Annotated in this window: 26 protein-coding genes; 5 read left to right on the top strand and 21 right to left on the bottom strand. The window is 41.1% G+C overall.

Annotation, left to right across the window (positions count from 1 at the left end):
• Positions 1-139: 139 nt before the first annotated feature.
• From mscL to FCR2A7T_RS01305, 3 genes are all read right to left on the bottom strand, one after another.
• The gene (mscL, locus tag FCR2A7T_RS01315) at positions 140-565 is read right to left on the bottom strand and encodes a large-conductance mechanosensitive channel protein MscL (protein ID WP_023569460.1); all 426 of its coding nucleotides are present in this window, start codon (positions 563-565) and stop codon (positions 140-142) included.
• Positions 566-649: 84 nt separating this feature from the next.
• Complete coding sequence (locus tag FCR2A7T_RS01310) at positions 650-3,085, bottom strand: bifunctional UDP-N-acetylmuramoyl-tripeptide:D-alanyl-D-alanine ligase/alanine racemase (RefSeq protein ID WP_023569459.1); 2,436 nt, start codon at positions 3,083-3,085, stop codon at positions 650-652.
• Between the two features lie 3 nt (positions 3,086-3,088).
• Positions 3,089-3,712, bottom strand: a complete 624-nt coding sequence (locus tag FCR2A7T_RS01305; RefSeq protein WP_023569458.1) for a thymidine kinase — start codon at positions 3,710-3,712, stop codon at positions 3,089-3,091.
• Between the two features lie 100 nt (positions 3,713-3,812).
• Between FCR2A7T_RS01305 and FCR2A7T_RS01300 the strand changes: the two genes are divergently transcribed.
• From FCR2A7T_RS01300 to recJ, 4 genes are read left to right on the top strand one after another with little or no spacing between them, the layout of a single operon-like run.
• Positions 3,813-4,829: a hypothetical protein gene (locus FCR2A7T_RS01300; protein ID WP_023569457.1), complete on the top strand. Its 1,017-nt coding sequence runs from the start codon at positions 3,813-3,815 to the stop codon at positions 4,827-4,829.
• Entirely contained in the window at positions 4,830-5,507 is a 678-nt protein-coding gene (gene rsmI, locus FCR2A7T_RS01295; protein WP_023569456.1) for a 16S rRNA (cytidine(1402)-2'-O)-methyltransferase, read from the top strand.
• Positions 5,508-5,535: 28 nt separating this feature from the next.
• Complete coding sequence (locus FCR2A7T_RS01290) at positions 5,536-5,961, top strand: OsmC family protein (RefSeq protein WP_023569455.1); 426 nt, start codon at positions 5,536-5,538, stop codon at positions 5,959-5,961.
• Between the two features lie 56 nt (positions 5,962-6,017).
• Complete coding sequence (recJ, locus tag FCR2A7T_RS01285; protein ID WP_023569454.1) at positions 6,018-7,706, top strand: single-stranded-DNA-specific exonuclease RecJ; 1,689 nt, start codon at positions 6,018-6,020, stop codon at positions 7,704-7,706.
• Here the strand turns inward: recJ and FCR2A7T_RS01280 are convergent, their stop codons facing one another.
• From FCR2A7T_RS01280 to aspS, 18 genes are all read right to left on the bottom strand, one after another.
• Positions 7,707-8,144 carry a LexA family protein gene (locus FCR2A7T_RS01280; protein WP_035116816.1) on the bottom strand — a complete coding sequence of 146 codons (438 nt, stop codon included), beginning with the start codon at positions 8,142-8,144 and terminating at the stop codon, positions 7,707-7,709.
• Positions 8,135-9,400 (bottom strand): Y-family DNA polymerase, encoded by a 1,266-nt coding sequence (locus FCR2A7T_RS01275; protein WP_023569452.1) that lies wholly within the window; start codon positions 9,398-9,400, stop codon positions 8,135-8,137. Before FCR2A7T_RS01275 ends, FCR2A7T_RS01280 begins: the two co-directional genes overlap by 10 nt.
• A gap of 78 nt (positions 9,401-9,478) precedes the next feature.
• Positions 9,479-10,846 carry an NADH-quinone oxidoreductase subunit N gene (locus FCR2A7T_RS01270; RefSeq protein WP_023569451.1) on the bottom strand — a complete coding sequence of 456 codons (1,368 nt, stop codon included), beginning with the start codon at positions 10,844-10,846 and terminating at the stop codon, positions 9,479-9,481.
• Between the two features lie 15 nt (positions 10,847-10,861).
• The gene (locus FCR2A7T_RS01265) at positions 10,862-12,295 is read right to left on the bottom strand and encodes a complex I subunit 4 family protein (protein WP_023569450.1); all 1,434 of its coding nucleotides are present in this window, start codon (positions 12,293-12,295) and stop codon (positions 10,862-10,864) included.
• Between the two features lie 12 nt (positions 12,296-12,307).
• On the bottom strand, positions 12,308-14,194 hold the full coding sequence (gene nuoL, locus FCR2A7T_RS01260; RefSeq protein ID WP_023569449.1) for an NADH-quinone oxidoreductase subunit L: 1,887 nt from the start codon (positions 14,192-14,194) through the stop codon (positions 12,308-12,310).
• A 6-nt stretch (positions 14,195-14,200) separates the two neighbouring features.
• Positions 14,201-14,521, bottom strand: a complete 321-nt coding sequence (gene nuoK, locus FCR2A7T_RS01255; protein WP_023569448.1) for an NADH-quinone oxidoreductase subunit NuoK — start codon at positions 14,519-14,521, stop codon at positions 14,201-14,203.
• 4 nt (positions 14,522-14,525) lie between these two features.
• Positions 14,526-15,035 (bottom strand): NADH-quinone oxidoreductase subunit J family protein, encoded by a 510-nt coding sequence (locus tag FCR2A7T_RS01250; RefSeq protein WP_023569447.1) that lies wholly within the window; start codon positions 15,033-15,035, stop codon positions 14,526-14,528.
• Positions 15,036-15,037: 2 nt separating this feature from the next.
• Complete coding sequence (gene nuoI, locus FCR2A7T_RS01245; RefSeq protein WP_023569446.1) at positions 15,038-15,580, bottom strand: NADH-quinone oxidoreductase subunit NuoI; 543 nt, start codon at positions 15,578-15,580, stop codon at positions 15,038-15,040.
• A gap of 3 nt (positions 15,581-15,583) precedes the next feature.
• On the bottom strand, positions 15,584-16,624 hold the full coding sequence (nuoH, locus tag FCR2A7T_RS01240; protein WP_023569445.1) for an NADH-quinone oxidoreductase subunit NuoH: 1,041 nt from the start codon (positions 16,622-16,624) through the stop codon (positions 15,584-15,586).
• Positions 16,625-16,627: 3 nt separating this feature from the next.
• The gene (locus FCR2A7T_RS01235; RefSeq protein ID WP_023569444.1) at positions 16,628-17,656 is read right to left on the bottom strand and encodes a 2Fe-2S iron-sulfur cluster-binding protein; all 1,029 of its coding nucleotides are present in this window, start codon (positions 17,654-17,656) and stop codon (positions 16,628-16,630) included.
• A gap of 47 nt (positions 17,657-17,703) precedes the next feature.
• Entirely contained in the window at positions 17,704-19,056 is a 1,353-nt protein-coding gene (nuoF, locus tag FCR2A7T_RS01230) for an NADH-quinone oxidoreductase subunit NuoF (protein ID WP_023569443.1), read from the bottom strand.
• A gap of 2 nt (positions 19,057-19,058) precedes the next feature.
• On the bottom strand, positions 19,059-19,589 hold the full coding sequence (locus FCR2A7T_RS01225; RefSeq protein WP_023569442.1) for an NADH-quinone oxidoreductase subunit NuoE family protein: 531 nt from the start codon (positions 19,587-19,589) through the stop codon (positions 19,059-19,061).
• A gap of 5 nt (positions 19,590-19,594) precedes the next feature.
• Positions 19,595-20,830, bottom strand: coding sequence for an NADH-quinone oxidoreductase subunit D (locus tag FCR2A7T_RS01220; protein ID WP_023569441.1), 1,236 nt, complete (start codon positions 20,828-20,830; stop codon positions 19,595-19,597).
• A gap of 28 nt (positions 20,831-20,858) precedes the next feature.
• Entirely contained in the window at positions 20,859-21,380 is a 522-nt protein-coding gene (locus tag FCR2A7T_RS01215) for an NADH-quinone oxidoreductase subunit C (RefSeq protein ID WP_023569440.1), read from the bottom strand.
• Between the two features lies 1 nt (position 21,381).
• Entirely contained in the window at positions 21,382-21,933 is a 552-nt protein-coding gene (locus tag FCR2A7T_RS01210; protein ID WP_023569439.1) for an NADH-quinone oxidoreductase subunit B, read from the bottom strand.
• 12 nt (positions 21,934-21,945) lie between these two features.
• Positions 21,946-22,311 carry an NADH-quinone oxidoreductase subunit A gene (locus FCR2A7T_RS01205; protein WP_023569438.1) on the bottom strand — a complete coding sequence of 122 codons (366 nt, stop codon included), beginning with the start codon at positions 22,309-22,311 and terminating at the stop codon, positions 21,946-21,948.
• A gap of 231 nt (positions 22,312-22,542) precedes the next feature.
• Positions 22,543-22,743, bottom strand: coding sequence for a cold-shock protein (locus FCR2A7T_RS01200; RefSeq protein ID WP_023569437.1), 201 nt, complete (start codon positions 22,741-22,743; stop codon positions 22,543-22,545).
• Between the two features lie 170 nt (positions 22,744-22,913).
• On the bottom strand, positions 22,914-24,668 hold the full coding sequence (aspS, locus tag FCR2A7T_RS01195) for an aspartate--tRNA ligase (protein WP_023569436.1): 1,755 nt from the start codon (positions 24,666-24,668) through the stop codon (positions 22,914-22,916).
• A gap of 211 nt (positions 24,669-24,879) precedes the next feature.
• Here aspS and FCR2A7T_RS01190 point away from each other — a divergent pair, with 211 nt between their 5' ends.
• Positions 24,880-25,227: a toxin-antitoxin system YwqK family antitoxin gene (locus FCR2A7T_RS01190; protein ID WP_023569435.1), complete on the top strand. Its 348-nt coding sequence runs from the start codon at positions 24,880-24,882 to the stop codon at positions 25,225-25,227.
• The last annotated feature ends 200 nt before the right edge of the window (positions 25,228-25,427 follow it).

Here is a 25,427-nt window from a genome sequence, read left to right as displayed (position 1 = left end):
TTAGTTTTATTTAGTACCACAAAAGTAATTAATAAAGCTGTTAAAAAATGATAAAAAAAGAGATCCCATGAATTATTTATAAAACAGAAAAACCATTCACCGCAGCGAATGGTTTAAGTTAGAATATGAGTGTAGCGGATTATTTTTTAAGTAAATCGCGAATTTGGGTTAACAATTCTTCCTGGGTAGGACCTGATGGTGCAGGAGCCGGTTCCGGTTTTTTCATTTTGTTCATCGCTTTGATAATCATAAACATTACAAAGGCTACAATGATAAAATCGATTAGAGCCGTAAGGAATGTTCCCCATTCGATAGCTACTTCTGTTACCGCGGGAGTAACCACAGCTCCTGTTGCATCTTTAATTTCGGCAGCACCGTCTTTTAATACAAATTTTTTGTCGTTAAGGTCAATGCCTCCCATGATTAATCCGATGATTGGCGCAAACATTTTTTCAACGAAAGCAGTAACTACTTTACCAAATGCTCCCCCCATTACGAAGGCAATCGCCATGTCTACCAAGTTGCCTTTCATGGCAAACTCCTTAAATTCCGAAATAAATCCCATAGAATATGATTTTAGTTAAAATTCGTTTCACACTAAATTAGTAAAATTTAGGTTACATTTTAACATTTGAATGAAAAAAGTGGCTTATTCCTTGTAAAAAACCCGTTTTACCCGATGCGAAATGCTGGTTAAAATCTCATAAGCGATGGTGCCAACGACATCCGCCAATTCGGTAACGCGCGGCGATTTTCCGAAAACAATTACGGTATCGCCTTCACGACAATCAATGTTGGTGACGTCAATCATCAGCATGTCCATACAAATGTTACCCACAATACGCGCTTTCTGATGATTGATTGTAACATAGCCTTTTTCGTTCCCCCAGCTTCTCGGGATTCCATCTGCATAACCGATGGGAATAGTAGCAGTTCGGGTAGGAACAGTGGCTCTGAATTTTCGGCTGTAACCGACACTTTCACCCACGGCAATTTCTTTTATCTGAAGAATGATGGTTTTCAGTGTCCCAACATTTTCCAAATGGGTCATTTCTTCCGGATCGTTGCCCACGCCATACAAACCAATGCCCAAACGCACCATGTCAAACTGATGTTCGGCAAAGCTGTAAATCCCCGATGTGTTTAAAATGTGGCGAATAGGAGCAATATTCAGTTCTTTTATCAGTAGTGAAGACCACGAATCGAATTTTTGAATCTGTTCCAAGGTAAAATCACGGAATTCCGGAACATCACTCGACGATAAATGCGAGAAAATGCTTTTTACTGAAACGAAGTTGTTGTTTTTCAGCAAACCGATTAATTCGTCCAGATCTTTCCCTTCAAATCCCAATCGGTGCATGCCAGTGTCGAGTTTAAGGTGAATCGGATAATCGGACAGGTTTTTCTGTTGCGCCAATACAATAAATTTCTTCAGTACGGAAGCCGAGTAAATTTCCGGTTCCAGATTGTAAGCCACCATAGCCGAAAAGGCCGTGTTTTCCGGATTCATTACAATAATCGGCATCGTGATTCCTGCGTTACGAAGCGCAATACCTTCATCGGCGAAAGCCACACCCAGATAATCGACTTTATGATGCGCCAACAATTTCGCAATTTCAAAACTGCCGCTTCCGTACCCGAACGCTTTCACCATTACCATCATTTTAGTGGAAGGTTTTAGTTTCGATTTGTAATAATTCAGATTGTGACTGATGGCATTCAGGTTGATTTCCAAAACCGTTTCATGGGTTTTCTCTTCCAAAACCACGACGATTTCCTCAAACTGAAAACTGCGCGCCCCTTTAATCAGAATGGTTTCGTTGGAAAAATGCTCGCTGTTGAATTGCGATAAAAAGTCATGCGTAGTGGCAAACGATTTGAAATTCGGATAGTCTTTTAAATACGTTCCGATGCTTTCACCAATTCCGATAACGGTATCGATTTTATTGTGGGTCAGCAATCGGAATACTTTCGCATACAATTCTTCCACGGGAAAGCCGCTTTGAAAAATATCCGAAAGAATAACCGTTTTCTTTTGATGGGTTTTATGTTGTTCCAGAAAATCCAATGCAATTTTCAGCGATTGATAATCCGAACTGTAACTGTCGTCGATAATCGTGCAGTTGTTGTTGCCGTTTTTCACCTGCAAACGCATTTCTACAGGATACAAATTGGCGATGCGTTCCTGTATGGTTTTTTGGTCATATCCGAAATGCAGCAACACCATTAAACAGGTAATAGTATTTTCCTCGGACGCTTTATCGTGAAACGGAATTTCGACGGAAAAGCGATGATCTTTTTGTGTGATTTCCAATACGGAAGCTCCTTTTTTGGAAATGGAAACATCGGCGGAAGCATCGTTATAGTTCCACGTAAAGGTTTTTTGGGAAGGAGACAGTAGGGCTTCAACTTTCACGTTTTTTCTGAGAATGACTGCTTCGGCATCCTTAAATAATTTCAGTTTTTCACTAATTTTTTCTTCTTCAGAGGCAAAACCTTCGTTGTGTGCCGAACCGATGTTGGTTAAAATCCCAAGCGTTGGTTGAATAATCGCACTCAGTTTTTCCATTTCGCCTACCAGAGAAATTCCGGCTTCGAAAATGCCCAGATTGTGTCGTTCGTTAATCCCGATTACGGAAAGCGGAACACCCACTTGCGAGTTGTAGCTTTTCGGACTTCGGATGATGTTGTATTCCGGGCTCAACAGGAAATTCAACCATTCTTTTACGATGGTTTTCCCGTTGCTTCCCGTGATTCCTATGATGGGAAAGTCAAATTGTTTTCGGTAATAAGCGGCAAATTGTTGTAAGGCTTCAAGCGTGTTGTTTACCAGCAGGAAATTAGCTTTATCGGAAAGTTTTTCGGGGACGCGACTGACCACAAAATGTTGCACACCGGTTGCAATTAATTCGGAAATGTACTGATGGCCGTCGTGATGCTGTCCCACCAATGCGAAAAATAGCGTTCCATTGTTGTTTTGTAGCGAACGGCTGTCGATAGAAACGTTATCGATCAGGCAGGTTTCGTCGCTCCCGAACCATTTGGCGTGAATGACGGGGATGATATTTTGTATGGGTAAACTCAAAATTTACGCTTTATTTTTGTTGTTTTCGGAAGTGTCTTCGTTGTCCTGTGTTGCTCTCATCGCGTTGTAGTAGGCGGCACGGCTCAGTGGTTCATATTCTTCGGTTTCGCCCAATAATACCAGATTGTCGTTATTGGCTTTTCGGAAACTGAAATGCGCCAGATTGCCCGTTCGGGTACAAACGGCGTGTACTTTGGTAACGTATTCGGCAGTAGCCATTAAAGCCGGCATCGGTCCAAAAGGATTCCCTTTAAAATCCATGTCCAAACCGGCAACAATCACCCGAACACCGGAATTGGCCAAATCATTGCAAACCGTTACAATCTCGTCGTCAAAAAACTGGGCCTCATCAATACCAATCACATCGCAACCATCGGCAAGAATGCGGATGTTGGCGGCAGCGGGAACCGGGGTCGAACGGATTTCATTGGCATCGTGCGATACTACCATTTCGTCATGGTAACGGGTGTCAATCGCCGGCTTGAAAATTTCCACGCGCTGTTTGGCGAATTGTGCCCTTTTTAGACGACGAATCAGTTCTTCGGTTTTGCCGGAAAACATCGAGCCGCAAATGACTTCAATCCATCCAAATTGTTCTTTATGATTTACTGTATTTTCGAGAAACATTTTGTAATTTTCAGACGTAACAGAAATTTTCTGTTTAGATTTGTAATTGAAACAAATTTATTAAAAAACCATTGCTTTACTCCATATAAATTCAAAAGTTATGAAGAAAAAATTAGAAGCCGAATTAATCAGTATTGCACACCGAATTTTAAAGCTGAAAAACAAAGAAGATGTGATTCAGCTGCATCAGGAAGCACAGAAATTATATGAGAAATTATCGATTTTACGTTTTTACGAAGAAAATTTTGAAGCCTTAAAACCTACTTTAACGCACGAAGAGTTAGACGCTAAAATTGAACAGGCTTATGGAGAAAAAGAGGAAGTTACAGCTGAAATTAAAGCAGCAGTAAAACCGGTTGCAGTAGTGGTTTCTGAGATTGCAGAAGAAATTCCGGTAGCGGATGAAAAAATATTAGTAGGACAGGTGGATGTTGCTGAAGAGGAAGTAGAAGAGGAGGAAGCAGTTGTTTTGGCTGAAGAAGAACTGATTGTAGAGGAAGAAGCAGCTGAAATTGCACCGGAAGAACCTGTTGCCGAAACTCCGGAAGAAGAAGTTGTTGTTGCACCTCTTTTCGAACCGGTAATGGAAGAAGCCGTTACGCCGATAAAAGAAGAGAAGAAACCTGAAACCCAACAAATTTCGTTTGAAGATTTGTTAGGGAACGCTTATAAGGAACCGGAATTCGTGAAAGTGAATGACGTTCCGAAGGAAGTGGAGAAAGTGGCGGAAATTACGTTTGATAAAGTAGCAGAAGTTGTCGAAGAACCCGTAAAAGAGGAAGTTTTGGAAGAGAAAGCATCCAATGCACGCCCTTTGGAAACCATCCGAAAAGAAATCGAGGCGGAAAAAGCCGAGTACAAAGCCTTATCACTAAACGATAAATTCAACAAAACCATTACCTTGGGTCTGAACGACAGAATTACGTTTGAAAAATACCTTTTCGATGGCAGTGGCGAAGATTTAAATCGCGTTTTATCGCAATTAAATTCCTTTAATACACTGGAGGAAGCCAAAAACTTCATCGAAGATTTGGTGAAACCCGACTATAACAATTGGGACGGAAAAGACGAATTCAGTTCGCGTTTTATGGAATTGGTAGAGAAAAAATTCGCCTAAATGGGAAAATTGTATTTAGTACCCACACCGATTGGAAACCTGGACGATATGACCTTCAGAGCGATAAAAGTATTGAAGGAAGTCGACCTGATTTTAGCCGAAGATACCCGTAACAGCGGAAAATTATTAAAGCATTTCGAGATTGCCACGCACATGCAAAGCCATCACATGCACAACGAACACAAAACAGTGGAGAACATTGTAAAACGTTTGCAAGCTGGGGAAAACATCGCCCTGATTTCTGATGCGGGAACTCCTGCCATTTCCGATCCGGGGTTTTTGCTGACCAGAGCTTGTGTGGAAAACGGCGTAGAAGTGGAATGTCTACCGGGAGCTACTGCTTTCGTACCGGCTTTGGTAAACAGTGGTTTGCCCAACGATAAATTTGTTTTCGAGGGTTTTCTTCCCGATAAAAAAGGACGTCAGACGCGCTATTTGGCGTTAGCTGAAGAAACCCGAACGATGATTTTATACGTCTCCCCACACAAATTAGTCAAGACCTTAGCGGAATTTGTTCAGTATTTTGGTGCCGACAGACAAGTTTCCGTGTCAAGAGAATTGTCAAAATTACACGAGGAAACCGTACGCGGAACCGCCGAAGAAGTATTGAAACATTTCGAAGCCAAACCGCCAAAAGGAGAAATTGTGGTGATTGTGGGTGGTAAATCGGTTAAATAATATCTTCTATTTTTATCTTTAAAGTTATATGGACACACATAAAGTACTGACTTCCTGGAAAGGAAAAATGAAATTTGAATCGGACAATCCAAGTGGCGATACCTTTCTGATGGATGCCGGACCGGAAAACGGAGGCGAGGGAAGCGGACTTCGGCCAAAAGCCATGATGTTATCGTCGTTGGCGGGCTGCACCGGATTGGATGTAGCTTCTCTGATGGAAAAAATGAAGCTGGACGTGGATGATTTTAAAATCGAAACCGAAGGCGATTTAACCGAAGAACATCCGAAAACCTACCATACTGTACGAGTGGATTACCATTTTTACGGTAAAAATCTCGACGAAAAGAAACTCGAAAGAGCGGTAAATTTATCCGTAGACAAATATTGTGGCGTGATGGAAATGTTCCGTCAGTTTGCTAAAGTAGAAACAAAAATCCACTACCACACAACGTAGTTGTATTAAATATATAAGCCATTTTTTTAATTTTTTATAATCCAAAATCACACATTATGCGCTGGACACTTAAACCATCCCCCGATTCGGAAAAGACCAATCGGTTACAATCTGAGTTAAATATCGATGCACTTACTGCACAACTTTTAGTGCAACGCGGCATCGAAACCTATGAACAGGCCCGACAGTTTTTCCGTCCGAGCCTAACCGATTTACACGATCCGTATCTGATGAAAGACATGGACAAAGCTGTGGAACGCATCGAAAAAGCCATCGCGAACGATGAAAATATTCTGGTTTTCGGCGATTATGATGTCGACGGCACTACGGCAGTTTCCCTGATGTCTTCGTATCTTAGAAGTTTTTACCCGAATGTGGCGACCTATATTCCAGATCGTTACGACGAAGGGTACGGTATCTCTTATAAAGGCATCGACTTTGCTGATGACAACGGATTTTCACTGATTATTGCGTTAGACTGTGGCATCAAATCCATCGACCATATTGCGTATGCGAAAGCCAAAAACATCGATTTTATCATTTGCGACCACCACCGTCCGGGCGATGTTTTGCCGGATGCTGTTGCGGTTTTGGATCCGAAACGCGATGATTGTACTTATCCTTACGATGAATTGTGCGGTTGCGGCGTTGGCTTCAAATTGATTCAGGCCTTGGCGCAAAACCGGAACCAAACGATTGACGATTTAATCCCTTATTTAGATTTGGTCGCCACGGCAATTGCTGCGGATATTGTTCCGATTACGGGCGAAAACCGTGTGCTGGCGAAATTTGGACTGGAAGTAATTAATTCCAATCCGCGTCCGGGAATTAAAGCGCTGATTCAGAATTTAAAACGTAATGTGTTGACCATTACCGATGTGGTTTTCATTATTGCGCCGCGTATTAATGCCGCCGGAAGAATCAAACACGGCAATTATGCGGTGGAACTGCTAACGGAATTCAATCTGGAACAAGCCGAAGAGTTTGCTTCCCAGATTGAACTTTTCAACGCCGACCGAAAGGATCTTGACAAACAAATTACTGTTGAAGCTTTACAGCAAATCATTCAAAACAACGAAGAAAATAGATTTACCACAGTCGTTTATCAGGAAGATTGGCACAAAGGTGTTATCGGAATTGTGGCTTCAAGGTTGACGGAAACGTATTATCGTCCAACGCTTGTCTTTACCAAAAGTGGTGATAAACTGGCGGCTTCGGCACGTTCGGTGAAAGATTTCGACGTGTACAATGCCTTGGAAGCGTGTTCGGAACATTTGGAACAGTTTGGCGGACACATGTATGCCGCAGGAATGACGTTGAAAGAAGAGAATTATGAGAAATTCAAAGCGGCTTTTGAGCAAACAGTTTCCGATACGATTCATCCCGATTTGTTAACTCCTGAAATTTCGATTGATGCTGAGGTACAGTTGTCGGAAATCAATCCCAAATTTATGCGGATTCTAAAGCAATTTGAACCTTTCGGACCGCAAAACATGACGCCGGTTTTTTTAGCTAAAAATCTGAAAGATACCGGTTACGGAAAAAAAATCGGTGCAGGTGAAGAACATCTGAAACTCTATGTCAAGCAGAACAATTCGGATAGTTTTGGTGCTATCGGCTTTGGTTTGGGTAACAAAAAAGAACTAACCGAGAATCGAAATCCTTTTGATGCGGTCTTTTCGGTTGAAGAAAACGAGTGGAACGGCAATGTTACGTTGCAACTTCGTCTTCGCGATATTCAGTGATTAAATGCTTTTTACTACAAAAGTCACAATCCCCCAAATGAGTAACTGATTTTCTTCGGTTACTTTAATGGGTTGATAGTTGTTGTTTTCGGGAACCAGATATACGCAATCTTTTTCGATAGAAATGCGTTTCACGGTGAAATCGCCGTCGATGAAACAAACCGCAATTTTATTATTCAGGGGTTCGAGACTTCGGTCAATCACCAAAATGTCACCATCGTCAATTCCGGCACCGGTCATCGAATTGCCACTGGCCCGGGCATAAAAAGTCGCTTCCTTATTTTTGATGAGCATCGCATCCAGACTGATTTTTGTTCCGTCAAAATCGGCAGCAGGCGAGGGGAAACCGGCTTTGATACCGCTTTCGATAAAAGGAAGTTCCGTCGGATTGCTGAAATCCGGCTGGAAAAACGTCAGTTTTGGTTTGGCTAATGACATTTTACGGTGATGATATCGTTGAGGTTTGTGGTGAAATTTGGAGACAAATGATTCTGTTTCATAATCCAGGTGTGCTGTAAATCCTGATTGCCCAAACGGATTTTGCGTTCGCCGGTTTTTTTATGAAACTGATCGATGACTTCCATAAGTTTCTGATGCTTCGGATTTTCTTCTTCGAACAGATGCAGCTGTTTCTGATCCTGCGGAATAAGTTGCGTTACGATGACGCCGGCTTTCATATACACCTGATTTGGTTCGTATATTTTACCCAACATTTCGATGGCCAACGTACTAATCGTCAGATTCGAATTTGTTGCAAATGGCAAAGTTTCTGTCCGACTGAAATAGGTTCTTCCGGTGGTTTTATGCGGGTCTTTTGCCAGAAAAACGTTAACGCTGTAACAACACGAGTTTTGTTTGCGGAGTTTTTCGGCGCAGACCGTTGCAAAAGTGGAAACGCGTTCTTTTAAATCATCCAAATGGGACAGTTTGGTTTTAAAACTTCTGGTGATGGCAATACTTTTCTTGGTTTCCAACGCTTCTTCGAGTTCCAATACGGGTTTGCCTTCCAATTCACTTCTTAAGCGGAGTCCAATCACTCCCATCTCGCGTTTGATGAAATTTTCATATTGTGGTTGGATGAAATCATAAGCGGTGTTGATGTTCATCGCCTTCATTTTTTTGGTTAACCGATACCCGATGCCCCAAACATCCCCGATTTTGGTCCACTTGAGTGCTTTGATGCGTTTTTCATCCGTATCGATTACGTGAACGCCACCGGTTTTTTCCGGGAATTTTTTTGCGATACGGTTGGCTACTTTTGACAAGGCTTTGGTAGGCGCAATCCCCACACAAACGGGTAGGCCCAGCCACTTCAGAATGCGTTTTCGTATTTGGAGTCCGTAGTCATGGTAATCTTCAATCGAAACACCTTCGAAATTCAGAAAGGCTTCATCAATGCTGTAATCTTCCACGTTGGGGGTGAATTGTCGCAGGATGTTCATCACACGCCCGCTGAGGTCGCCGTATAAGGTGTAATTTGAAGAAAAGACGTTGATGTTGTTTTTTTGCAATTGCTCGCGAACCTGAAATTCCGGTGCGCCCATGGGAATGCCGAGGGCTTTGGCTTCTTCACTGCGCGAGATGATGCAGCCGTCGTTGTTGGATAAAATCACAATAGGTTTACCTGCGAATTGCGGCTGAAAAACCCGTTCGCAGGAAGCGTAAAAATTATTGCAATCGACCAGTGCATACATAACGCAAAGGTACGGAGAAAATGAAAAAAGGCTGCTCAAACTTATGAACAGCCTTTTTCTATTTTTAAAAAGTTGTTGTTAGAACAAGTCCATCAATGCCGATGGGAACAAACCGATAGCGATATTCAATCCCATGGCCACAACGGCTACGATATAGAATTCGAACGGTACTTTTTGTGCTTCTTCAGTAGCCTCTTTAGTGTACATCGCACTGATTACTTTGAAATAATAATACACAGCAATCATAGAGTTGATTACTCCGGCAATTACTAAAATTAACCAACCCGCTTGTAAAGTATTGTTCAGGATGAAGAATTTCGCGAAGAATCCGGAGAAAATCGGGATGCCGGCCATAGAAAATAACGCTGCCGTTAAAATCATTGCCATTAGTGGGCTTCTTTTTCCTAATCCGTTAAAGTTTTCAAGTTCTTCGTTGTTTTTTCCTTTGCAAGCATACATAATTACGGTGAAAGCTGCAATACCTGCTAAACCGTAGGCTACCGTGTAGTAGAACAAACTTCCGGCAGCGTTTTCTAAATTCAGAAGGGCCATTACCATAAATCCGGCGTGGGAAATACCGGAGAACGCCAACATTCTTTTGATGTTATTCTGACGCAAAGCCATAATATTACCTACGGTCATTGACGCAATCGAAACGATTACAATTACCAATTCGTATTCGAATTTCATGTTACCATTCATGGATACATTCAGTTTGAAGAACGTCGCCATTGCCGTAACTTTTGCCAGGGTACTCATGGTAGCCGTTGTCAAAGCCGGTGCGCCTTCATAAACGTCCGGAGCCCAGAAATGGAACGGAACGGTTGCGATTTTAAACAACATTCCGACAGTAATCATCGAAACACCGATGTAGAACCAATCTACTGTTGTAGCTGAATTGGAAGCTTCGTAAATCATGTCCATGTCGAACGATCCTACGGCGCCGTAAATCAATGCGATTCCGAAAAGAATAATTCCCGATGCGAAAGAACCCATAAGGAAATATTTCATACCGGCTTCGTTACTCTTCATGTTCAAACGGTCGCTTCCAGCCAAAATGTATAAGGCGATGGAAAGCACTTCGATTCCAAGGAAAAACATAGCTAAGTTTCCGAAAGAAACCATAGAAACCGCCCCTGCTAAAAGAAACAATTTGATGGAAATGAAATCGGAGATTTTAGTGACCTGTTCTTGATAAAAATTATGACTCAGCGTAACCAAAAATATTGTTAGTACAATAAATAAACTTGAAAAGGCTACCGTGAAGTTATTCACTTTAATCATGTTATTGTAGTAGCTTCCGGTTGTACCAAATTCAGTCACCGTCATACCTAAAATGGCCAATAACCCAACAATCGTTACAGGTACAATGGCTTTTCTTAAGTTGAAAATTTCAGCTAAAAGGCAAATAACGCCCAATACTGCAATTGCTATTAAAGTATTCATTCTCTTTGACTAAATTTATTTGATGTGTACTAAAATCTCTTGGATACTTGGCGTGATTAATTCGATAATTGGTTTCGGGAACAATCCGAAGAACAATAAGAAACCGATAATTACTACCATTACGATACCTTCCGTTAGGTTCACGTCTGCAAATGGTTTTGCATTGGTTTCACCTAACATTACATTTTGGAACATTTTCAACATATAGAACGCTCCTAATATTATGGTAGTTCCGCCCAAAACAGCGAAAGCCAAATTTTTGGTGAATAAACTGTATAAAACGGTAAACTCACCCACAAAGTTGAAAGTTCCCGGTAAAGCAACAGAAGCCAATACCAAAATCATGAACATCGATGCGAATTTCGGTGTTTGCTGACGGATACCGCCCATGTCGCTGATCGCTCTCGTTTCGTAACGTCTGAAGATAATTTCAGCAGCGAAGAACAAACCAACAATTACAAATCCGTGGGCGATCATTTGTAAAACAGCACCGCGAAGACCGTCCACTGTTAAAGTGTAACAACCCGCAGCGATTAAGCCAACGTGAGCTAAGGATGAATACGCCAATAATTTCTTTAAGTCTTTTTGTTTCAACGCTACGATTGAACCGTAGATAACGCCGGCAATACTCAATCCGATGATGATGTATTGCAATTCTTTAGCCGCATTTGGAGCGATAGGCAATTGCCAACGGATTACCGAGTACAATCCCATTTTCAGCATGATACCGGATAAAAGCATGGTTCCGACAGTCGGTGCTTTTTGGTACACGTTTGCCTGCCAAGTGTGGAAAGGAATAAGCGGAATTTTAATCGCATACGCCATAAAGAAGGCCATGAAAATCCAGAATTCTTCTTTAGACGATAATTCCAAAGCATACAATTTATCCAATTGGAAACTACCTTCTTTTTGGTACATATAAATGAAGGCAGCCAACATGAATAATGAACCTACAAAGGTATAGATGAAGAATTTAATTACTGCTTTTCTGCGTTCTACCATATCATCGTTACCCCAAATCAAGGCGATGAAATAGATTGGAATCAAGGACAATTCCCAGAAAATGTAGTATAAGAATCCGTCGGAAGCTAAAAATGTGCCCACCATCGCAAACGCCATGAACAATACTAAAGCGTAGAAGTTCTTAGGATTGTTGAAGTTGTTTCCGAAAGAAGACAAAATGATTAACGGCATCAATAGTGTCGTTAAAAGCATCATGGCAATCGCCAATCCGTCTACTTTAAGGGAAAATAAAATATTGGGGTTCTTCATCCAAACCGCAGAAAAACTGCTGTCGATACCCTGATTGAACTGATTTAAAATCATAAGAGAAGCACCTAAAGCGGCCACACTGAAAAACAGGGCAACTTTGGAAGCTAACGCGTTTCCGGAGAAATACGTTGCTAAGGCTCCGATTAATAATAGAATAAGTACTATAGTTACGTCCATTATATGTATAGATTATCGTAAGAAGAATAAATAAAACACTACCGAACACAGTCCGAATACAAAGGCAAACAAATAGAAACCGATGTTTCCGTTTTGCAGTTTTTTACCTTGTACAGACAGTTCTTCTGCCACATTTCCGAAACCGAAAACGATGTTGGAAAGTCCTGTTTCGATATAATCACGGGAGAATTTCGAAATAGCGTAAATTGGGTTTACAAAAATTCTCATATAACTTTCATCCACATGGTATTTTTGGTACACCACATTGGCGAATCCGGTGATTTGATCGTCTTCGGCAGGAACTTCTCCTTTTTTGATGTATTTCGAATAAGCGATTGCAATACCCACTAAAGCCCCTACTACTGCAAGTCCCATTAACATATACGCAGTATTATCTAAATGATGTTCTGCATGTGCTTTGTGCGCGAAAACCGGCTGTAAGTAGTGGTTTAACCAACTGTTGCCCGGTAAACTTAACGCACCTCCAATAGCAGAAAGGATTCCTAATACAATCAAAGGGAAAGTAATTAACGCAGGACTTTCATGTAAATGATGTTTTTGTTCTTCGGTTCCTCTGAATTCTTTGAAGAATGTCAGGTATAACAAACGGAACATGTAGAAAGCGGTCATAATAGAAGCAATGGCTGCCAATATCCAAAGGACTTTGTCTTTATGGAAAGCCACCATTAGGATTTCATCTTTAGAGAAGAAACCGGCAAACGGAGGGATTCCTGAAATCGCTAAAGTTGCAATTAAGAAGGTAGCGAAGGTGATTTTCATTACGCCTTTCAAGCCACCCATTCTTCTCATATCCTGTTCACCGTGTAAAGCGTGAATTACAGAACCCGAACCAAGGAATAAACAAGCTTTAAAGAAAGCGTGTGTGATTACGTGGAAAACGGCCACTTCGTACGCGCCAAGACCTAAAGCCAGAAACATCAATCCTAACTGAGAAACTGTGGAATATGCCAACACTTTTTTAATGTCGTTTTGCATTAAACCGATGGAAGCGGCTAATACCGAAGTTGCTACACCCACTGTTGCAATAACGGTTTGTACATCCGGCGTAAGATCGAAAAGGAAGTTTAAACGCGTGATCATGAAGATACCCGCGGTTACCATCGTTGCTGCGTGGATTAAAGCCGAAACCGGTGTCGGTCCTGCCATCGCATCCGGCAACCAGGTGTATAACGGAATTTGTGCTGATTTACCACAAGCTCCAATGAACAAACATAATGTAGCAACGCCTATCCATGCTAAATTAGCAGTGGCGTGACCTGCCATGATTTCCTGTTTGATCGTCATGAAATCCAAGGTGTTGAATACGTAGCCGATGATGAAGATTCCGATAAGGAAACCTAAATCCCCGATACGATTCATGATAAAGGCTTTCTTGGCTGCATCGTTGTAATCCTGGTTTTTATACCAGAAGCCGATTAACAGGTAGGAACACAATCCAACGCCTTCCCAGCCGATGAACATGATTAACAAGTTGCTTCCGACTACCAAAGTAATCATGAAGAAAATGAACAAATTCAGATAAGCGAAGAACTTGTGCATGTTTTCGTCGTCATGCATGTAGCTGATCGAGTAGATGTGAATCAACGAACCGATTCCGGTTACGAACATCAACCACAACAACGATAACTGGTCTAATAAGATATCAAAATTAACGCTGAAATTTTCTAACGCTATCCAGTCGAATAAGTGAATGGTAATAGCCTGTTTGGTTTCGCTTACCTGTAAAAATGCGATGGTTGTTATAACGAAAGAAACAATAACCGCCAACGTTCCCAAATATCCGGAACCGTTTTTACCAAGCTGTTTTCCTAAAAATATATTCGATAGAAACCCAACAAATGGGGCCAATAATAAGAGTAAAACTAATCCTGTCTCCATTAGGGGTTATCCTTTTAAGTTTTTTAAATTGTCAATATCAATCGATCCGTGATTTCTGAAAATAGAAACCAAAATTGCTAAACCTACGGCAACTTCCGCAGCGGCTACCGCCATTGAGAAAAATACGAAAACCTGTCCCGAAGCATCCTGGTGGAAGGTAGAAAAGGCTACCAACATCAGGTTAACGGCGTTCAGCATGATTTCAATCGACATGAACATGATGATGGCGTTTCTTCGCAATAAAATTCCGAACACCCCAATGCTGAACAATAAAGCCGATAAGTATAAGTAGGTTTCTACTCCAATTTCCTTTAAAATAGTTTCCATATAATTATGCTTCTTTTTGTTTGTCTTTTTTCGAAATTAATACGGCTCCAATCATCGCTACCAATAATAAAACGGAAGCAAATTCAAACGGTACCATATATTCGTTCAATAATACTTTACCCAATACCTTAATTGATTGGAAATCTTCTCCCGATTGGAAATAACTTTCCACTACCGGTTTTGTTCTCAATAAACCAGCTAATAAAACGATACCTACCAAGCAGAAAGCAATGGTGGCGGCAATTTTTGAGGCAATGGATTTATGCGTTTCATCTTCCTTATTAAGGTTCATCAACATGATGGTGAACAACATCAAAATCATGATGGCACCTGAATAAACAATAACATGAACAAGTGCTAAAAACTGCGCGTTTAATAACAAATAATGTCCTGCAATGGAAAAGAAACAGATTACCAGATAAATGGCACTGTGAATAGGATTCCTAGTTAAAATAGTTAACAAAGCGGTTCCCAAGGTGATTGACGCTAAGATGTAAAATAGAATTTCTCCCATGATTAACTTACTTTGTTTTTACTGTTACGTAACGCCATTTCTAACGGCATTACTAATTTGTCTTTTCCGTAAATGAAATCTTCACGTTTGCTAGCAGAGGCTACCATTACTTTGGATTCGGTTAAATAGATGGCGTCTTTCGGACATGCTTCTTCGCACAATCCGCAGAAAATGCAACGCAACATATTGATTTCGTAGATTTCGGCATATTTTTCTTCTCTGTACAGTTTCTCTTCTCCCGGTTTTCTCTCGGCAGCCTTCATGGTGATGGCTTCCGCAGGACAAGCTACGGCACAAAGTCCGCAAGCCGTACAGTTTTCTCTTCCCTGATCGTCGCGCTTCAGCATGTGCTGACCACGGTATACCGGGCTTAACGGGCGTTTTTGTTCTGGATATTTAATGGTTACTTTTCGTGTGAATAAGTGACGAATCGTAATAAATAATCCTTTAACTATCGCTACTAAATAAAGGCTTTCCCAAAAAGACATCTTTTTGTTGGAAACCTCCATTTTTTTTCCTGATAATGAAATTGTATCTAGTGACATTTCTTATAAAAATTTATCGGCCAGTAAAATTACTATTCCGGTGATAACTATGTTGGCAATGGCGATCGGAATCAGCATTTTCCATCCTAAATTCATCAATTGATCGTAACGGAAACGTGGAATCGTCCATCGTACCCACATGTAGAAGAAGATGAAGAAACAGATTTTTACAAATAAAACCGCTATTCCTATACTGTTGGCAATGTTTACGCCCCAGTTTTCAACCGCCCATTCTATTCCCGGATAATTGTAAGCTCCAAAATATAAAACGGCTAAAATTGTAGATGAAATAAACATGGAAGCGTATTCGGCGAACAAATAGAATCCCATTTTCATGGAAGAATATTCCGTGTGGTATCCTCCGATAAGTTCGGCCTCACATTCTGCTAAATCGAAAGGTGTTCTGTTGGTTTCCGCAAAAGAACACACCAAGAAGATAATGAATCCTACCGGTTGGTAGAAAACATTCCAGTTCATACCGGATTGTTGTGCCGCGATTTCTCTTAAACTCAACGTACCTGACATCATTACTAAAGCAATGACCGCAAGTCCCATCGCAACTTCATACGAAATCATTTGGGAACCGGCACGCATTGCACTCATTAACGAGAATTTATTGTTGGATGCCCAACCTCCGATCATGATTCCGTAAACGCCTATGGATAATACTCCAAAGATGTATAATAGCGCTACATCAATATCAGTGGCCTGAAGTATTACATCTCTTCCACCAATTTGTAATTTGTCTCCCCACGGAATAACCGCGCTGGTCATTAATGCCACACTCATTGAAATGGCAGGACCGGCAAGGAATAAAAATTTGTTTTTTGTATCTGGGATGAATTCTTCTTTGGAAAATAATTTTAAACCATCGGCAAGCGGTTGTAATAAACCAAGCGGTCCTGCTCTGTTCGGACCGATACGATCCTGAAGCCACGCTGCTACTTTACGTTCTGCCCATGTGGAATACATGGCCATAACCATGGTAAGGGCAAAAATAATTACGATGAAAATTCCTTTTTCTATGATAATTGTACTCTCCATGTTTTATGATTTAGAATTACCGTTAGTTTTTAAAGGAACATCCACCATACTGATTTTCTTCATATCCTGCTCGCGGCCTAATAAGATTTGAGCTTCTGTTTGGATTTCCACTTTTGGAGGGTGGATAGCGTATTTATTTCTGTTGATAACCGAGAACTTCTCGAATTTACGAGGACCTTCGATTACCCAGTCTTTAACGTCTTTTTTGTCAAAACGACAGGTGTTACAGATGAAGTCTTCCACTTCATGGAATTCGTCTTTACGAGCCGTTACCCTTTGAATTTCGTCACCAAACATCCAAACGGTTGTTTTTCCGCAACATTTATCACAATCTCTGTGGGCGTTGTACGGTTTGTTAAACCAAACTCTCGATTTGAATCGGAATGTCTTATCGGTTAAAGCACCTACCGGACAAACGTCAATCATGTTTCCGGAGAATTCGTTGTCAATCGCAGTAGAAATACACGTAGAAATCTGTGCGTGGTCCCCTCGGTTCATAACCCCGTGAACACGTCCGTCAGTTAACTGATCCGCAACCTGAACACAACGCTGGCACAAAATGCAACGGTTCATGTGTAACTGAATCTTATCCCCGATATCTTCCGGTTCAAACGTTCTTTTTTCTTCGATGAAGCGCGTTTCCGATTTTCCGTGTTGGAAACTTAAATTCTGCAAATCGCATTCTCCGGCCTGATCGCAAACCGGGCAATCTAACGGGTGATTGATTAACAAGAATTCGGTAACCGATTTTCGGGCTTCTTCCACTCTTGGTGATGCAGAACTGTTTACTTCCATACCGTCCATACAGCCGGTAACACACGATGCCATTAATTTTGGCATGGGTCTTGGGTCGGCTTCACTTCCTTTGGATACTTCCACTAAACAACAACGGCATTTTCCGCCACTGCCTTTTAATTTGGAGTAGTAGCACATTGCCGGAGGAACAACTTCGCCTCCAATCATTCGGGCAGCCTGCAGGATGGTGGTTCCTGGTTCTACTTCTATTTCGTGTCCGTCTATAGTAACTTTCATAACTATTTTGTTTGTTGTTGAAGATTTTGGGGCTTCAACGTATAACTTTAAACTAAGTTTCTTACTTTTTCAAAAGGTTCATTCACAAAGTGATCTCTGTTTTTTATTCTTTCCGGGAAGCGAACATGGTATTCAAATTCTTCTCGGAAGTGACGGATCGCTGCTGCTACCGGCCATGAAGCCGCGTCACCTAAAGGACAGATGGTGTTTCCTTCAATTTTACTTTGAATATCCCAAAGCAAATCGATGTCTTCCATTCTTCCGTGACCGTGCTCGATTCGGTGTAACACTTTTTCCAACCAACCGGTTCCTTCGCGGCATGGCGTACATTGTCCGCACGATTCGTGGTGGTAGAAACGGGAAAAATTCCAAGTATTTCTAACGATACAAGCCGTGTCGTTGTAAACGATGAAACCTCCTGAACCCAACATGGATCCTGTTGCGAATCCGCCGTCGCTTAGCGATTCGTAGGTCATCAGGCGATTTTCCCCGGCTGCGGTTTTGTAAATTAAATTTGCCGGTAAAATTGGCACTGAAGAACCTCCAGGTACCAATGCTTTCAGCGGTCTTTCGTTCATCATTCCGCCCAAATATTCGTCGGAGTTCATGAATTCTTCTACCGATAAGCCCAATTCAATTTCGTAAACACCCGGGTTTTTGATGTGGCCTGATGCCGAAATCAATTTGGTTCCGGTTGAACGTCCGATTCCGATTTTTGCATATTCTTCTCCGGAATTCATAACAATCCACGGTACCGCAGAAATCGATTCTACGTTGTTTACCACCGTTGGATTCGCCCACAAACCACTAACCGCCGGGAATGGTGGTTTGATTCTTGGGTTACCTCTTTTTCCTTCCAAGGATTCGATTAAGGCCGTTTCCTCACCACAGATGTACGCTCCGGCACCACAGTGCACGTGCAAATCCAAGGAGAAATCGGTTCCTAAAATATTTTTTCCTAACCAACCCGCCGCATAGGCTTCTTTGATGGCTCTTTCCAGAATTTTAAACACCCACATGTATTCGCCACGAATGTAGATGTACGACAAATTAGCGCCTAAGGCATAACTTGAGGTAATCATTCCTTCGATTAACAAATGCGGAATGTATTCCATTAAGAAACGATCCTTGAACGTTCCTGGCTCGGATTCGTCGGCATTGCAAACCAAATGTCTTGGTTTACCTGATTTTTTATCAATAAAACTCCATTTCAGTCCCATTGGGAAACCGGCACCACCACGACCGCGAAGGCCAGATGTTTTTACTTCCTCAGTTACTTCATCCGGAGTTAATGTTTTCAATGCTTTCTCCACAGAAGCATAGCCACCGTTAGCGCGATAGACTTCGTAGGTTTTGATCCCCGGAATATTTATCTTGTCTAATAATATCTTTCTTCCCATGACTATTTATCGTGTAAAATTACTTTGCCCGCTCTGCAATCGGTGATGATTTCGTCGATTTTCTCTTTTGTAAGGTGTTCTTTGTAGTAATCGCCTAACTGCATCATCGGCGCATAACCGCAAGCACCTAAACATTCTACACCCACTACGGTAAACATTCCGTCTACTGTGGTTTCCCCTTCTTTGATGCCTAGTTTCTGACAGGTATAATCCATCATGTCTTCGGCACCGCGAATCATACAGCAAGAAGTGCGGCAGAACTCGAACATGTATTTTCCGATGGGTTTTTGGTTGAACATGGTATAAAAGGTAACCACTTCGAAAACCTCTACCGGTTGTATGTTTAAAATTTCGGCAACTTTTTCCTGTAATTCGTAGCTCAACCAGTTGTCATGAGCATCTTGCACTTCATGCAATACTGGTAGTAAAGCCGATTTTTTCTTGTCTTCCGGATAATGACTCAACAGCACGTTAATGCGGGCCATCAGTTCCGGCGTCATGTTTATGTCTTGTTTGTAGGTATATTTTTCCATAATCATTATGCGTCTAATTCACCGGCAATTACGTTAAGACTGGAAAGGGTTGCAATCGCATCGGATAGCATTTGGCCTTTTACCATATCGTTAAATGCCTGATAATATATAAAACAAGGTCTTCTGAAATGTAGTCTATATGGTGTACGGCTTCCGTCGGTAATCAAGTAGAAACCTAATTCCCCGTTACCGCCTTCTACCGGATGGTATACTTCGGTTAACGGCACCGGTACTTCACCCATTACAATTTTAAAGTGCCAGATCAACGATTCCATTGTTGTGTAAACGTCGTCTTTCGGAGGAAGGTAGTAATCCGGAACATCTGCATGGTATGGACCTTCCGGCATTTTAGCCAAGGCCTGTTTGATGATGCTTAAACTTTCCCAAACTTCCTGGTTACGCACGCAGAAGCGGTCGTAAGTGTCTCCTGATTTTCCAACCGGAATATTAAAGTCGAAATCTTCATACGAAGAATACGGTTGCATGATACGAACATCATAATCCACACCGGCCGCACGTAAGTTTGGTCCTGTGAATCCGTAGCTAATGGCTTTATCGGCTGAAATCGCACCTACATTAATAGTACGATCCATGAAAATACGGTTACGGGTCAATAAATTTTCGAATTCTTGCCAGATAGGAGGGAACTCTTCAAGAAATTTGTTCAGTTTTTCCCAAACTGCCGGACTCCATTCTCTTTCGAATCCACCGATACGTCCCATGTTGGTTGTCAAGCGGGCGCCACAAATTTCTTCGTAGATTTCGTAGATTTTTTCACGGAACTGGAATACGTATAAGAAACCTGTCAAGGCTCCGGTATCTACCCCTAAAACCGAGTTACAGATAATGTGATCGGCAATACGGGCTAATTCCATTATAATAACACGAAGGTATTGTACACGTTTTGGAACTTCAACCCCTAATGCTTTTTCCAGCGTCATCCACCAACCCATGTTGTTAATCGGCGCCGAACAATAGTTCATACGGTCGGTTAACACAGTAATTTGGTAAAACGGTCGGTTTTCGGCAATTTTTTCGAAAGCTCTGTGGATGTAGCCTACGGTTCCTTCTCCGTCTACGATACGTTCCCCATCCATTAAAAGGATGTTTTGGAAAATTCCGTGGGTGGCAGGGTGCGTTGGTCCTAAATTCAGAATAGAAAGCTCGCTGCCATCTTCGTTTCTTCTTTGTTCGATGATGTTAGCGTAACGCTTTTCCGGTGATAATAATAGGTCTGACATTGTGCTTTAAAAGTATTTCAGGGTTCTATTAACAGTTTTGTGTTGTTCTTCCGAAGAAGCGGTCGTCTTTGTCTGTTCTTCCGCCGTCTTCCAATGGGAATTCCTTACGCATTGGGAAAGACGTCATTTCATCCATATTTAAAATACGTTTTAACTGTGGATGCCCTTTGAAGATGATTCCGAAGAAATCATACGTTTCTCTTTCCTGCCAGTTGGCGCTTAAGAATAAATTCGAAACGGTGTCGATTTCCGGATTTTCAGCGTTTAAGTAACATTTGATGCGGATGCGGACATTGTCTACCCAATTGTGCATGTGGTATACCACAGCGAACTGACGGCTTACCTCATAATCCGGGTAGTGAATACCGCAAACATCGGTTAGGAAATTGAAACGAAGTGTTGCGTCGTCTTTTAAAAACTGCATTACTTCTACGATGGCTTCCGGCGTTACTTCGAAAGTAAAAATATCGTGGATTTGAACAAAATCGGATACTTTTAATCCGAAGTTTTCAATAAGTTTATTTTGTATTACTGAGGTTTCTAAAGCCATTTTATTTGATGTTATAAGAACCTAATAAATCGTTGTATTCGTCGGAACTTCTTCTTCGTACGGATTCATTTTTTACAATTTCCTGTAATTTCATGATACCGTCCAGAATTTGCTCCGGTCTTGGCGGGCAACCCGGAACGTAAACGTCTACCGGAATTACTTTGTCAATTCCCTGAAGTACGGAATAGGTGTCGAAAACACCACCGGAAGAAGCACAAGCTCCTACAGCGATAACCCATTTGGGCTCTGACATCTGTTCGTAAACTTCACGTAAAATTGGGGCCATTTTTTTAGCGATGGTTCCCATTACCAGTAACATATCGGCCTGACGCGGAGAGAAACTCATACGCTCGGATCCGAAACGGGCTACGTCGTAATGTGAAGCCATGGTAGCCATGAATTCAATTCCACAACAAGAAGTGGCAAAAGGTAAAGGCCAAAGGGAGTTGGCTCTTGCAAGACCAACCACATCGCTTAATTTGGTAGCAAAAAAACCTTCTCCGGCATATCCTTCCGGAGCCGCTACCGTATTGTATTTTGGTGAATCGCTCATCGTCTTAAATTTTTATTCCCATTCTAAACCTTTCTTCTTGATTACATAGTAGAAACCAATAACCAGAAGTGTCATAAAGATGCCCATTTTGGCTAATCCGTCCCAGCCCATTTCTCTGAAATTTACGGCCCAAGGGTACATGAAAATTACTTCCACGTCGAAAAGCACGAAAAGAATGGCAACCAAGAAATATTTTACTGAGAATGGAATTCGGGCATTACCCACTGACTCGATTCCACACTCAAAGTTTTTGTCTTTGTTCTTCGAATGTCTTTTCGGTCCTAAAAAGCCGGAAATTATGATGGTAGTTACCACAAATCCCACAGCCAGAAGTAATTGCATTGCAATAGGAATGTAATCGATTTGGTTTGTATGCATGGCTTAGTCTCTTTTTTATGAAAGAATTCACAAATATACATTCCTTAACTTTAAACGCAACGTAATTTTTTAATGATTTTGGCGTTATCGTGCTTATAAATGTAAAACATATTTAGACTAATTCCAAATAATTAACACGCCGTTGTTAGTGTTTTTCTGAAAATTCTTATATAAAAAAACCGCTCCAATTTGGAGCGGTTAGCCTTCTAGGTAATCAAAAAATAATATATATTAGTCTTCGATAACAGCTACATCAGCAGCTACTTTACCTTTTCTTCCTTCTTCTTCTACGTAAGATACTCTCGTTCCTTCGCTTAAACCTTCCGCTTTAAGACCTGTTGCATGAACGAAGATGTCATTACCTGTTTCATCGTCAGTAATGAATCCGTAACCTTTTGATTCAATAAAGAATTTTACTTTTCCTGTTCGCATTCTGTAATAAAAAAATAATTAATAATAATCCAAAGATATAATTTTTTCTAAAGCAAACAAGTTTTTGATAAAAAATTTTTAAAAAAAGTGTTTAAGTATTGAAAACTTCAAATAAAAGTTAAATAAATATTAAATAATCAAAAAAAAAGCGACCTGTGGCCGCTTTCTGATTATTGTTTTACGTTGAGTTTTATCGAGAGTTCCTCCAATTGGGAATTGTCAATCATGGATGGTGCATCAATCATCACATCTCTTCCGGAGTTGTTTTTCGGGAAGGCAATGAAATCTCTGATGGTTTCCTGTCCGCCCAAAATGGCTACCAGACGATCCAAACCAAAGGCCAAACCTCCGTGTGGTGGTGCTCCGAATTGGAAGGCATCCATTAAGAAGCCGAATTGGTTTTTGGCTTCTTCTTCGGTAAACCCTAAATATTTGAACATCAACTGTTGTGTTTCCTTGTCGTGGATACGAATCGATCCTCCGCCAATTTCGTTTCCGTTCAAAACCATATCATAAGCATTGGCTCTTACAGCCCCCGGATTGGTAGCCAATAAGGCAATATCCTCTGGTTTCGGTGAGGTAAACGGATGATGCATGGCGTGGTAACGTCCGCTTTCTTCGTCGAATTCCAATAAAGGGAAATCCACCACCCAAAGCGGTGCAAATTCGTCCGGTTTGCGTAAACCTAAACGGGTGGCCACTTCCATACGCAGTGCGCTTAATTGCGATCTGGTTTTGTTTGCCGGTCCGGATAAAACGAAAATGATATCGCCTTGTTTCGCACCTGTAGCTTCTGCCCATTTTTTTAAGTCTTCCTGATCGTAGAATTTATCTACCGATGATTTTAAACTGCCGTCGGCCTCCAATTTGCAATAGACCATTCCGGAAGCTCCGATTTGAGGTCGTTTAACCCAGTCAATAAAAGCATCGATTTCTTTTCTTGTGTAGGAAGCTCCGCCCGGAACCGCAATTCCGACCACCAATTCTGCCGAATTAAATACACCAAAATCTTTATGTTGCGCGACTGCATTCAGTTCGCCGAATTCCATTCCGAAACGGATGTCCGGTTTGTCGTTACCGTAGGTTTTCATGGCATGTTCGTAGGTCATTCTTGGGAATTTCTCTACTTCAATGCCTTTAATTTCTTTTAATAGATGTCGGGTCAATCCTTCAAAAACATTCAGAATGTCTTCCTGTTCCACAAACGCCATTTCGCAGTCGATTTGGGTGAATTCCGGCTGACGATCGGCACGTAAATCTTCATCACGGAAACATTTCACAATCTGGAAATATTTGTCCATGCCGCCTACCATCAATAATTGTTTGAAGGTTTGCGGCGATTGCGGCAAGGCGTAAAACTGACCCGGATTCATACGCGAAGGCACCACAAAATCACGCGCGCCTTCCGGAGTGGATTTGATTAAATAAGGGGTTTCGACTTCACAGAAATCTTGAGCCGAAAGATAATTGCGAACTTCCTGCGCTACTTTATGACGGAACAATAAGCTGTTTTTTACCGGATTTCTTCGGATGTCTAAGTAACGGTATTTCATACGAATGTCTTCTCCGCCATCCGTTTCATCTTCAATGGTGAACGGTGGTGTAATCGCTTCGTTTAAGATTGTCAGTTGTGAAACCAAAATTTCGATATCGCCGGTAGCCATGTTCGGGTTTTTCGATTCGCGTTCGATAACTGTTCCTTTTACCTGAATCACAAATTCACGACCAAGGGATTTGGCAGCTTCGAAAACAGCTTTGTCGGTACGGCTTTCGTCGAAAATTAATTGCGTAATGCCGTAACGGTCACGCAGATCCACCCAAATCATGAATCCTTTATCGCGTGATTTTTGTACCCAACCGGCTAGGGTAACTTCGGTATTGATGTGTGAAACGTTTAAAGCTCCACAGTTATGACTTCTGTACATTATTATAAAATTTGTAGCAAATTTAAGTTTTATTTTCCGACTTTGAAACCTAGCTTTTTAATTAAAAGCATAATTTTAAATCTGTAAGATTTTACTTTGTTGTGTTAAGTTTTGCATCAATGTTACCAAATTGTTAAGTAAAAGTTTTTTTAATGTAAAATATATTGTAATTTCGATACTGTTATTGTTAACCTATTAAAACACAAACGCTATGAAAAAGAATTTAATTGCAGGATTGTTATTGTTTACAGGAGTAGTATTCGCGCAAAATATCGAACCTAAATATGAGATTGTTGGTAAAATGGTAAAAGCTACCTATTACTATGATAACGGTCAGGTAAAACAGGAAGGTTTCTATAAAGATGGAAAACTGCACGGAAAATGGGTTGCCTTTAACGAAGACGGATCAAAACAATCTATGGGAGAATATGCAGACGGCATGAAAACCGGGAAATGGTTTTTTTGGAATAATGCAACGTTAGCAGAAGTAGATTATACAAAAAGTAAAATCTCGGATGTTAAAACATGGTCTAAAGATGCTTTAGTACACAGAAATTAATCACGGTTTGGTTTCCAAAAAAGAATAATACTGTGTACTGATTATAGAATCGGTATCTTTAAAGGGGAATGGCTGTTACAGCGTAGTGACAGCCATTTTTTTATGCATTATTCTCAAATTTTATTGAATTTCTTTTGCGACAATATGATTATTAAAGTATTGATTTTCAGTAACTTTATAGTTTGTTTTAAAATTGTCTT

This window comes from Flavobacterium cauense R2A-7 (assembly GCF_000498475.1).
GTDB classification, from domain to species: Bacteria; Bacteroidota; Bacteroidia; order Flavobacteriales; family Flavobacteriaceae; genus Flavobacterium; species Flavobacterium cauense.
Note: the sequence above shows the minus strand (reverse complement) of the source record. Positions and strands in the feature narration are given on the sequence as shown.